This window comes from Candidatus Pelagibacter sp. Uisw_130 (assembly GCF_047722505.1).
Lineage (GTDB): Bacteria > Pseudomonadota > Alphaproteobacteria > Pelagibacterales > Pelagibacteraceae > Pelagibacter.
This window is the reverse complement of the sequence record NZ_CP159814.1, coordinates 1,334,697-1,346,100: the sequence shown is the minus strand read 5'-3', so window position 1 is coordinate 1,346,100 and position 11,404 is coordinate 1,334,697. Positions and strand designations below refer to the sequence as shown.

11 protein-coding genes and 1 tRNA gene are annotated in these 11,404 nt (G+C 29.6%); 4 read left to right on the top strand and 8 right to left on the bottom strand.

The window, feature by feature from the left end:
* Window positions 1-6 precede the first annotated feature (6 nt).
* Window positions 7-1,101 (top strand): FAD-dependent monooxygenase, encoded by a 1,095-nt coding sequence (locus ABXT55_RS07280; RefSeq protein ID WP_415284641.1) that lies wholly within the window; start codon window positions 7-9, stop codon window positions 1,099-1,101.
* Window positions 1,102-1,103: 2 nt separating this feature from the next.
* On the opposite strand, the gene ABXT55_RS07275 is transcribed toward ABXT55_RS07280, so the two are convergent.
* On the bottom strand, window positions 1,104-1,745 hold the full coding sequence (locus ABXT55_RS07275) for an LON peptidase substrate-binding domain-containing protein (protein ID WP_415284640.1): 642 nt from the start codon (window positions 1,743-1,745) through the stop codon (window positions 1,104-1,106).
* 97 nt (window positions 1,746-1,842) lie between these two features.
* On the opposite strand from ABXT55_RS07275, the gene ABXT55_RS07270 reads away from it, so the two are divergent.
* Together ABXT55_RS07270 and ABXT55_RS07265 are read left to right on the top strand one after the other, a co-directional pair.
* Window positions 1,843-1,917, top strand: a tRNA-Gly gene (locus ABXT55_RS07270).
* 22 nt (window positions 1,918-1,939) lie between these two features.
* Entirely contained in the window at window positions 1,940-2,284 is a 345-nt protein-coding gene (locus tag ABXT55_RS07265; RefSeq protein ID WP_415284638.1) for a 4a-hydroxytetrahydrobiopterin dehydratase, read from the top strand.
* Here ABXT55_RS07265 and purH read toward each other — a convergent pair.
* From purH to ABXT55_RS07235, 6 genes are all read right to left on the bottom strand, one after another.
* Complete coding sequence (gene purH, locus ABXT55_RS07260; protein WP_415284637.1) at window positions 2,274-3,809, bottom strand: bifunctional phosphoribosylaminoimidazolecarboxamide formyltransferase/IMP cyclohydrolase; 1,536 nt, start codon at window positions 3,807-3,809, stop codon at window positions 2,274-2,276. The genes ABXT55_RS07265 and purH overlap by 11 nt on opposite strands.
* Window positions 3,809-5,419, bottom strand: a complete 1,611-nt coding sequence (locus ABXT55_RS07255; protein WP_415284636.1) for a heparinase II/III-family protein — start codon at window positions 5,417-5,419, stop codon at window positions 3,809-3,811. The genes purH and ABXT55_RS07255 overlap by 1 nt, the downstream gene beginning before the upstream one ends.
* Before the next feature lie 4 nt (window positions 5,420-5,423).
* Window positions 5,424-6,083 (bottom strand): ribulose-phosphate 3-epimerase, encoded by a 660-nt coding sequence (rpe, locus tag ABXT55_RS07250; RefSeq protein WP_415284635.1) that lies wholly within the window; start codon window positions 6,081-6,083, stop codon window positions 5,424-5,426.
* Between the two features lie 28 nt (window positions 6,084-6,111).
* A complete protein-coding gene (locus tag ABXT55_RS07245) occupies window positions 6,112-6,468 on the bottom strand; it encodes a hypothetical protein (RefSeq protein WP_415284634.1) in 357 nt (118 codons plus the stop codon).
* Window positions 6,469-6,544: 76 nt separating this feature from the next.
* Window positions 6,545-8,353, bottom strand: coding sequence for a sodium:solute symporter family protein (locus ABXT55_RS07240; RefSeq protein WP_415284633.1), 1,809 nt, complete (start codon window positions 8,351-8,353; stop codon window positions 6,545-6,547).
* Window positions 8,353-8,613 (bottom strand): DUF4212 domain-containing protein, encoded by a 261-nt coding sequence (locus ABXT55_RS07235; protein WP_006997592.1) that lies wholly within the window; start codon window positions 8,611-8,613, stop codon window positions 8,353-8,355. Before ABXT55_RS07235 ends, ABXT55_RS07240 begins: the two co-directional genes overlap by 1 nt.
* A 136-nt stretch (window positions 8,614-8,749) precedes the next feature.
* On the opposite strand from ABXT55_RS07235, the gene ABXT55_RS07230 reads away from it, so the two are divergent.
* Window positions 8,750-9,373 carry an esterase gene (locus tag ABXT55_RS07230; RefSeq protein WP_415284632.1) on the top strand — a complete coding sequence of 208 codons (624 nt, stop codon included), beginning with the start codon at window positions 8,750-8,752 and terminating at the stop codon, window positions 9,371-9,373.
* Here ABXT55_RS07230 and acs read toward each other — a convergent pair.
* On the bottom strand, window positions 9,370-11,400 hold the full coding sequence (gene acs / locus ABXT55_RS07225; RefSeq protein WP_415284631.1) for an acetate--CoA ligase: 2,031 nt from the start codon (window positions 11,398-11,400) through the stop codon (window positions 9,370-9,372). The genes ABXT55_RS07230 and acs overlap by 4 nt on opposite strands.
* Window positions 11,401-11,404 lie beyond the last annotated feature (4 nt).

The following is an 11,404-nucleotide window of genomic DNA, read 5'->3' as shown; positions in this document are numbered from 1 at the left end:
ATTATTATGAATGTTTGTATTATTGGTGAAGGTCTATCTGCTCTATCTTTAGCTAAAAACCTTATAAATAAAAAAATAAATGTTCATTATTATCACAAAAGTGAAAATGGTAATTTTTCTTCCAATAGAACAATAGGAATATCCAAAAGTAATTTAGAATTTTTTAAAGAAAAAATTTTTCAAATTTCAAAAAATAATTACTGGAAAATAAATAAAATAGAAATTTATACAGACAAAATAGATACAGAAAATTTATTGAAATTTGAGAATGATAATAATGATCTATTTTATGTCATAAAAAATGATAAACTTTTAAAATCATTAAATAGCAACCTTATTAAAAGTAAACTTTTTAAAAAAATAATATTAAAAAAAGATATTAATGAAGAGTCTTTAAATAAAAAAAAATATGATTTAATAATTAATTGTGATGCAAGTAATTTCTTAGCAAAAAAATATTTTACAAAAAAAATTAGTAAAAATTATCATAACCTTGCTTATACCACTATTTTAAAACACAAAAAAATAGAAAATTATACGGCAACTCAAATTTTTACAAAGCAAGGTCCAATTGCATTTTTACCAATCTCTAACACCGAAACATCTGTAGTATATTCAATAGATATTAAGAATAAAAAATTTGATAATAATGACGTAATAGATTTAATTAATAAAAATAACACTAAATATAAAATTAATAAAATTGATAAATTAAATAGTTTTGAGTTAAGTTCTTCAAATTTAAGAAATTATCATCATAAAAATATTTTAGCTTTTGGAGATATGCTTCACAGAGTACATCCATTAGCAGGACAAGGATTTAATATGACAATACGGGATCTTAAAATTCTATCTAAAATTATTGAAGACAAAATTGAATTGGGTTTGCAATTAGATTCATTGGTATTAGATGAGTTCGAAAAAAAAACGAAAGATAAAAACTTTGTTTTTTCTAAAGCAATAGATTTAATTTATGAATCTTTTAACTTGGATAAAAAAGTTCAAAATAAAAGCTTTACCAAAATTCTTAAAAGTATTGGAAAAAATAAGAATTTAAATAATTATTTTATTAAACTAGCTGACACAGGGATAAATTTTTAAGCTTACTGAATAGTTGTATTGTGAAAATCATCAAAACTATAAGTACTTAATATTTCTGAAATTTTATCTTTTCGTGCTTCTAAATTTTTACTTTCTAATAAAATTTGTTTTTCTTCTAGTGAAAAAGGGGAGGCCATTGCTAGGGCATTTATCGTTTCATTCAAATCTTGTTTCTCTAAAGATTTCCAATTTATAATATATCCCTTTTTTTCAAATAATAATTTTAAATCTTTGAATATTAATTCAAGATCAGAAAATTTTAATTTCTTTTTTTCAGGAGTTAAATCGAGTTCAAAATTATCATAATTGGTTTCACAAATACGGTAAGGTTTTGTGTTTTTAATTTCTTTAGTTATCTCAAACCGTGTTATTCCAATTAGGTCGACCATATATCTACCATCTGATGTATCTTTAAAATTAGTTATTTTACCTAAACAGCCAATCTTATGAAGACCGGGGATTAAACTATCGTTATTATTTTTTGGCTGAATCAAACCAATCATCTTATTTGTTTTCATGCTATCATTAATCATTTCAATATATCTTGGTTCAAATATATTTAATGGAACTGTTGTATATGGAAATATAATAAAGTTACTTAATGGAAAGACAGGGATAGTTTTTGGTAAATCATGTTTTTTCATTCTTTCTTTTAGCAAATTTTTGCAGATCTATATACTAATCAAAAACTTTATTATTGATTGAACTAAAAAAACCGTCTATTTATATTGTTTTTTATAAGCGGGTCTAGCTCATTGGTAGAGCGAATCGTTGCCAACGATTAGGTAGAGGGTTCGATTCCCTTGACCCGCTCCAAAATTTTAAAAAATACTAATTAATGAGTGACTTACTTAATAAAAAATGTGTACCATGTGAAGGTGGAATTTTGCCCTTTGATATTAGTGAAATTCACAAATATCAAAAAAAAGTTGATGGTTGGAATGTTAAAAAAAATGCAAAAGAAATATATTTTTTAGAGAAAAATTTTACTTTTAAGAATTTTATTAATAGTCAAAATTTTATAAATAAAGTTGGTGAAATATCAGAAAATGAAAATCATCATCCAGATATCTCATTTGGTTGGGGATATGCTAAAATTATAATTACTACTCACGCTATTGAAGGACTGTCAGAAAATGATTTTATTTTAGCAGCTAAAATTGATCAAATTTTTAATGTCTAAAATGTCTTGTTTTAGAAAAAACTAAAATAGTACCGGTTTGGTTTGCAAATTTTATTATCTCTTTGTCTCTAATTGATCCAGAAGGCTGTATTACAGCTGAAACCCCTGACTGTACTAATTTTTCAATACCATCTACAAATGGAAAAAATGCATCAGAAGCTGCCACAACATCTTCATTTAACTTTTGAAACTTATTCATTTTATTTATAGCAATTTGACAGCTATCAAGTCTACTAGGTTGCCCAGAACCAATACCAACGGTTGCTTCTTGACTGGCAAGAACAATTGCATTCGATTTTACATATCTACAAACATTAAATGCAAAAATTAAATTTTTTAACTGAGATTTATTTGGTCTTTGTTTAGAAACGATTTTAAAATCCTTAGGTTTAAATACTTTTAAATCTTCAGATTGTACTAAAATAGATTCATTTACAGAGCCAAATTTAATTAAATCTTTCATCATAAATTCTGATGCATCAATAATTCTTATATTTTTTTTCTTTTTAAAAATCTTTAAAGCATCAGTCTCAAAACCATTGGCAATGACAACCTCTAAGAAAATTTTATTAAGCTCTAATGCTAAAGTTTTATTTATTTTGAAATTACACGAAACTATTCCACCAAAAGCACTAACAGGATCAGAAGCAAGAGCCAATTTATAACTTTTTAAACTATCTTTATTAATCGAAACACCACAAGGGTTTGCGTGTTTTACTATAACTGTTCCAGAGTTTTTAGGTAAAGATTTTGATATTGTTAATGCTGAAAAAATATCATTATAATTATTATAGCTTAACTGCTTACCATGAATTTGCTTAATATTAAGATTTTGAGTTTTAGAATAAATTGCAGCTTGTTGATGTGGGTTTTCTCCATATCTTAATTTTTCAATTAAGTTTCCATAAATAATTTTCTTTTTTGGGAAATTGTTTTTTTTAATTTTATTAAAATAGTTAGAAATTACAGCATCATAATAAGCCGTCTCAGAGAAGGCCTCTAAAGACATTTTTTCTCTATACTCGATAGATGTTGATCCTTTATTATTTTCCAATTCATTAATTAGATTCTCGTATTGATTTGAAGATGTAATAACCGTAACGTCGTTATAGTTTTTTGCTGCTGCCCTAACCATTGTGGGACCCCCAACATCAATATTTTCTATTATTTTTGAATGATTAGTTGTTTGTTCTAAAGTTTTTTCAAAAGGGTAAAAGTTAACAATAACAAGGTCAATTTCATCATATTGATTAGCTTTTAGTTCCTTTAAGTGAGATTTGTCATTTCTTTTGCTTAATATACCCGCATGAATTTTTGGGTGCAGGGTCTTAACTCTACCACCAAGGATTTCTGGTGAACCTGTATATTTAGACACTTCCAGACATTTAAATTTAAGCTTCTTTATTTCTTTATAGGTACCTCCAGAGCTAATTAACTCAATTTTGTATTTAGCTAAAACTTTTAAAAGGCTACCTAAATTTTTTTTATCAGATACTGAAATAAGAGCTTTTTTAATTTTTTTCATTATAATTTAGTAATTTCCCACTTTATAGTTTGATTTTCACCATTAGTCATTCCTGAAATCAATATATTTTGATTATCTGAAATAGAATTTTTTTTACCAAAATATAGGCCGTTATCAATATTGATTGGGTTGTTATTAGAGTTAAACTTCCACCCATCTCCACTAAGATCAATTAATACTGACCTGTTATCCTGGGTCTTCATCACTTTAGTATTCGGTTCTAAGTGAAATCTAATTTCAAATTTTAAATTTTTAATTCCATTTTTAGAAATTATTTTATCGTGACCTACGAATTTAAACTGTTCTGGATAAAATTCTATATTTCTTTCATGAATGATCCCGTATTGTTTTAAATAACCATCGTGTGTGGCATTAATTTTCCAATAATTTTTCTCAAATATAATATTTTTTTTTAATATTTTTAGATTTTGTGTAATTTTAGAACTTTTATTTTTGGTTTTATTAAACTTGCATGATGAAGTGTCATCTATAATTAATGAACTATGTATCGCACTAGATTTTGATAGATCGTTTAACTGGTGATTATAATCTTGATAATACCCCGAATTGCAAATCAGTTTTTTCCCATTTGATATTATTTCAAAGGATAAAGCCCCTGCTTGGTAATTGGATGAAAATTTTTTATCTGGACTAGCACCAACATCCATTATTAGGGAATGCTTTTTATTATTGAGAATCGCATATCCTCCTATTTCATTATTTACAGATTTAAAATTATATCCTAATTTTTTTAAGTAATGATCAAAATCATTATTCTTTGCTTCATGATTACCATTAAATAGTAGATCAACTTTATTGTTCTTCCAAGTAAATGCGTAAGCTTGACCTAAATAATAAATATTCTCATTAATATAGTCAGGTATTTCACTTTGCGACTCCTTTAACCACTCTCGAATTAAGATAAAATATTTTAAATAAAAATTTAACTGTCTTATGTTTCTAGATTTTGGAAAACCATCGTTATCTAAAGAAAATTTTACAAATTTTTTTAATAAATCTAATCCTTTGTTTAAATAATTGTCTTTATCTTGATAGGATAAACCAGCTAAAATAATTGCAGAACAACCTATTAATTTGTTATCAACCCACTCAGATCGATCAATTTCATCGACTAGATAATTAATCTGTTTTTTTATAACTCCATTGAAGCTCTTTTGATATTGTGAAGTACCATCTTCATATGTAAGCTTTGTATTTGATATCCAAGCAATTATTCTTTTTGAAAGTATATCTAATTCCCAACTTTTTGAGTTGTATTTATAATATTTACCCATCCATTGCTGTATTACTCCTTGAGTATCTTTCTTTGAAGATTTTAAATCCAGACTAAATAACCAAAAAAAACTATTTAAATTATTATGATCTTTTTCTTTTAGATCTTTGTTGTCCCAAATATTATTTAATGAATAGTTTTTAATATTAATTTTTCTCTTATCATATTTTATAAGAGAATCCAGCAGGTTAGTGCTAGGTTGATATTCTAAAGGACTTATTATCGTAGGAGTAATTTTTTTATTATAGATATTAGAATTTAAATAGAAAGAACGAATTTTTTTTTTTAAAAAAATAAAGGAGTTATTTAAAATCATTATTTTAACTTGATTTTAGAAGCTCTATATTTTTTTTTATATTTCCATTGTTGTTTTTAAATATAGTTGTACCAGAAACTAAAATATTAGCGCCAGCTTTGATAGCTAATTTATTGTTATCAAAATTAATTCCACCATCAATCTCAATATCAAACTTTAAATTTTTTTGATCTTTTATTTTTTTTAATTCTTTAATTTTTTCTAATACTTCAGGCATGAATTTTTGTCCTCCAAATCCAGGATTGACACTCATAATCAAAACTAAATCGATCTCATTTAATAAGTCAGTTACTAAACTAATTTTAGTTTCTGGGTTTAGAGAAACACCTACTTTTTTATTTAAACTTTTAATATGCTCTACTGAACTTTTTAAATTCTCAGTAGCCTCTGGATGTATTGTTATAATGTCTGCTCCCGCATCTGCATAATCTTTAATATATTTATGTACGGGAGAAATCATTAAATGAACATCAAATGGTAGTTTTGTATATTCTCTTAAAGTTTTAATAATTGGAGGCCCCATTGTTAAATTTGGAACAAAATGGCCATCCATCACATCCACATGAATCATATCAGCACCACCCTCCTCAAGTTTTTTAATTTCATTTCCTAATTGACTAAAATCAGCAGATAAAATTGAGGGTGAAATTTTTATTTTTTTCATTGATTGCTAGTTCTACTAGTACCAATTTTTAAAATCTAATTGAATTAAAAAGTTGGTAAATTTGCTTAGAAAGTTCACTTTCTAGAGGAAATGATAGCATACCCATCACAGAATATCCTAAGATCCAAGGCATAAAGTAAAATCTAACCATATAGAAGAACCAGGCTACATATATAGGAACTAAAGGGCCTATGATAAAAGATGGGGTTATAGGCTTAAATATTTTTATTATAGGATTTGTATATTTGACAAATACTTTCATGAAAAAAAACTCTGAATCTTCTTTTTGAAAAATATTCATCGCAACTCTTCCTATCAAAGTCCACATGATAATTCCAAGGAGATAATCTATAAGATAAACTAAAGGATGAAAGTTAGCTGACATTTAAAATTTATATTTGAAAAAAGACTGAATTAAAAGGGGCGAAATTAATCGCCCCTAAAATTAAGATTTATTAGTTCTATTTACCAGTGACAGTTCTTCCACTCGGTATACGAACTTCATCAACCATTTTTTGAATTGTAGCATCAGGTGCAGAAGTCATTAAACTTACTACCACCATTGATACAAAACTAACAGCTGCTCCGAAGATACCAAATGTTAACTGAGTAAGTCCTAAGAACCCACTTCCACCAGTTCGTACCCAAACTAGGTACCAAATAGCAGAACCAAGACCTAAAACCATACCAGCAACAGCACCTTCTCTGTTTGCTCTTTTCCACCATACACCAAGTACAAGCGGGAAGAACAATCCAGACATCGCAAAGTCAAAAGCCCAGATGACTGAACCTAAGATACCTTGGATCTCCATTGCCGCAATAGTTGCTCCAGCAAAACCAATTACTACAAGTAATACCCTTGCAACAAGTAGTCTTTTTGCAGTCTCTGCTTTTGGATCAATCATTTTGTAATAAACATCATGAGAGATCGCATTAGCAATTGCTAGAATCAAACCATCAGCTGTTGACATGGCAGCAGCCATACCTCCAGCAGCAACCAGACCTGAGATTACATATGGTAATCCAGCTATTTCTGGAGTTGCTAACACAACTGCTTTACCGCCCATGAAAAACTCATTTAATTCAAGAGTTCCATTACCGTTAAAGTCACTGATGAACATCAAGTTTGCACTGTTCCAGTTTTGGAACCACGACAAAGCTTGAACCTCAGCAAATGATTTACCGATAATACCAGTTGGTAAAGTCGGATCAATTAATGATAGTTTAGATAGCGTTGCTAACATTGGTGCAGAAGAATACAGAAGGAAGATGAAGAATAAAGACCAACCAACTGATTTTCTTGCAGCTTTTACGCTTGGAGTAGTAAAGTATCTCATCATCACGTGTGGTAATGATGCTGTTCCCATCATCATCGCTAGTGCTAATGAAATAAATGCCCAAGGCGTAGCATTTACTGCAGAGTGTGCTTTAGTTATTCCAGCTAACCCTTTAGGTACCGTTGCTAGATCAGCAGCAGAGTTTTTAATAAAACCAAACTGTTGCTCTAACTCACCAATTCTAGCCACTTCATCAGCCAACATAAAGTGAGGGAAGAAACCCGCACCTAATTTGTTACTGATCCAAAAAATTGGAAGTAAGTAAGCTATAATTAGCACGATATATTGTGCAACCTGTGTCCAAGTTACCGCTCTCATACCCCCTAACATTGAACAAAGTAAAATACTTATTAGTCCAATATATACAGCGTATTTAAAGTCGATATCTAGAGCAACAGATGCAATAGTACCTGTAGCGTTAATCTGAGCAGTCACATAAGTGAACGAAGCAACAGTTAAAACTATTACTGCGCAAAATCTTGCTAAATTACCACCGTATCTTGTACCTACAAAATCTGGAACTGTGTAACAGCCAAATTTTCTTAAGTATGGTGCTAATAAAGTTGCAACCAATATATAACCACCAGTCCAACCAACAAGTAGAGCCATATATCCGTAACCTTTAAAGTAAATACCACCTGCCATTGCAACGAATGAAGCACCAGACATCCAGTCTGCTGCTGTCGCCATTCCATTGAATACGGTAGGCACTTGTCTTCCGGCCACGTAATATGCATCTGCTTGAGCTGTTCTTGATAGATAACCGATCAATGCATAGATGAATATTGTAAAGGCCACAAAAGCAACACCTATTGCTTTAGCAGTCATACCCATCTGTTCACCAATTGCCATTAAGATTATGAAACCTATAAAACCTCCTGTATAGATTCCGTAAACTTTTGGCAAATTGTCTATAAATTTACCTTTAATCATTATTGATCTCCTCTCTCGTTGAAGCCGAATTCTTCATCGATTTTTTCTTGCCTATTAGCAAACCAGAAACATAAAATTACAAAAATTCCAAGAGATCCTTGACATGTAAACCAATATGTCCATGGATAACCGAAAGGTCCTGTAACCTCATTCATTTCAGCTGCAAAAAGGAAGATGCCGATTGAGAAAACAAACCAAATAGCCAGTGTTACGAATAACAATGACCTAGTCTTTTCCCAGTGTTTTGTTGCGTTTGACATTTATACCTCTCTATTTTAGTTATAACTTTGAAACCATAACCATTCTGTGAGTTTTTAAAAGACTTAAAATTGTTCATATTAAGTGCTTATTTACTTACCTATTTAAGATAAAATGGCCATATATATATGAATTTTTATGCAAAAATATAAACTCTCTTGGAGAGACATATCGTTTAATGATTTTAAAGTTTACTTGTTTGCTATGTTTAGGGCTTTTATCCCAAAGAAAAAAATTAAGAATTTAAATGAGCTTGAACACTTTATCCAAACAAAATCTGCGTGGGTAACACAAGTTACTTTGTATAATTATTTAAAAACTAGAATGGGCACAAGATATGTTCTTCATTTTGACAATGATGTGTTCATGTCATCTCTTGATATTGCAAAATGGAATATTTATTCTGTTGCTTTACAGGATTTGACATTATTTACGTTCTCATATTTAAAAGTTAATTTTAATTACCAAAACATTGACGACTCTAAAGAAATTTTTTCTAAAATTTTAGATAGTGAAATTTCTAATAAGATGCCAGTTGATATTATTGAAGAAGCAAAAAAAACTTTTAATGAAAGAGTCCAAAACATAAACTGGGAGATTTATTATAAAGATTTACCCTTTAATCCTAGTGCATTGTCATTGTACAAATGGGCCCCAATAGCTGAAGAGCTTAAAACTTTAGATCGAAAAATTGTTTTAAATTCTATGATATTAAAATGGGATATTATTAAAAAAGAATTTGAGAAGTTAATCGAATTTTAAATATTTTTTCTATTATCCACCAAACTTTGTACAACACTGGGATCAGCTAAAGTTGTTGTGTCTCCTAATTGATCATGTTCATTAGCAGCAATTTTTCTTAAAATTCTCCTCATAATTTTCCCAGATCTTGTTTTTGGAAGACCAGGAGAAAAATGAATAATATCAGGTGTGGCAAGTGCTCCAATTTGTTTTCTTACCCAAAGTTTTAAATCTCTTTCAAGATCTAAATCGGCTATCTCCCCAACATTTAGAGTTACATAGCAGTAAAGACCATTACCTTTAATATCGTGTGGATATCCAACTACAGCAGCTTCAGCAACTTTTGGATGAGCAACGAAAGCACTTTCTATTTCAGCAGTTCCAAGGTTATGACCAGAGACAATAATTACATCATCTACGCGACCAGTTATCCAGTAGTAGCCATCTTTATCTCTTTTAGCCCCATCACCTGTAAAATATTTTCCATCAAACTGAGAAAAATAAGTATCAATAAATCTTTGGTGATCACCGTACACAGTTCTCATTTGTCCAGGCCAAGATTGAGAAATGCACAACCTTCCTTCACCAGCTCCCTTGATTTCTTTACCATCTTTATCAACTATAGAGGGCTTAATTCCATAAAAAGGTTTACTTGCAGAACCAGGTTTTAAATTCATAGCTCCTGTTTGAGGGCTAATTAAAATTCCACCTGTTTCGGTTTGCCACCATGTATCAACAATTGGACATTTAGAATTTCCAACTGTTTTATAATACCACATCCAAGCCTCAGGATTAATGGGCTCACCAACAGTTCCTAATAATTTTAAGGATTTTCTTGAAGTTTTCTTAACAGGCTTATCACCCTCTCTCATTAAAGCTCTAATAGCAGTGGGCGCTGTATAAAAAATATTAACTTTATATTTATCAATAATTTGCCACCATCTTGAACTGTCTGGATAGGTTGGAATTCCTTCGAACATTATTGTTGTTGCACCATTAGCAAGAGGACCATAAATTATATAACTATGGCCAGTAACCCAACCAATATCAGCTGTACACCAATAAATATCTTTTGGTTTATAGTTAAAAATATATTGATGGGTCATGGATGCATAAACCATATATCCACCTGTTGTATGTAAAACTCCTTTTGGCTTTCCAGTAGAACCAGATGTATAGAGAATAAACAAAGGATCCTCTGCATTCATTTCCTCAGGTTCACATTTAGTTGACATATCTTTAATTAAATCGTCATACCAAACATCTCTTCCTTTAACCCAATCAATTTTATTTCCAGTCCTTTTTACAACTATACATTTTTTAACTTCAGGACATTTTTTTAATGCTTCATCGGTGATTGCTTTTAGTGGAATAGTTTTCCCACCTCTAACACCTTCATCTGCAGTAATGATATAATGTGAATCGCAGTCATTAACTCTGCCAGAAATAGAGTCTGCTGAAAATCCACCAAAAATAATAGAGTGAACTGCACCAATTCTAGCACAAGCCAGCATTGTTACTGCAAGTTCTGGAATCATAGTTAAATAAATCGTAACTCGATCACCTTTTTTAATTCCTATTTTTCTTAAACCATTTGCAGCTCTAGAAACTTCATTATGTAATTGTTTGTACGAAATTTTTTTAGTATCTTTTGGATCATCACCCACCCAAATAATAGCTGTTTTATCTCTTTTATCTTTAAGATGACGGTCTATACAATTGGCAGAAGCATTTAATGTTCCATCTTCATACCATTTAATTTTAACTTCTTTTTTGCTGTATTTTACGTCTTTAATTTTTTTATATGGTTTAATCCAAGTTATTCTTTTTCCCTCTCTCTTCCAAAAATCATTGTTATTTTTAATCGAGTCTGAGTATTTTTTTTGATATTTTGTTTTATTCACTAGGGCACTTTTTACCCATTCAGGTTTAGTTTTTATGATTAATTCTTTTTCTTCAATTTTTTTTTTGATTGGTTTTATTTTTTTTTTAACCTTAGTTTTTTTAGAAACTTTTTTACCTTTTGATATTGATTTTTTTTTTGGCATGAAT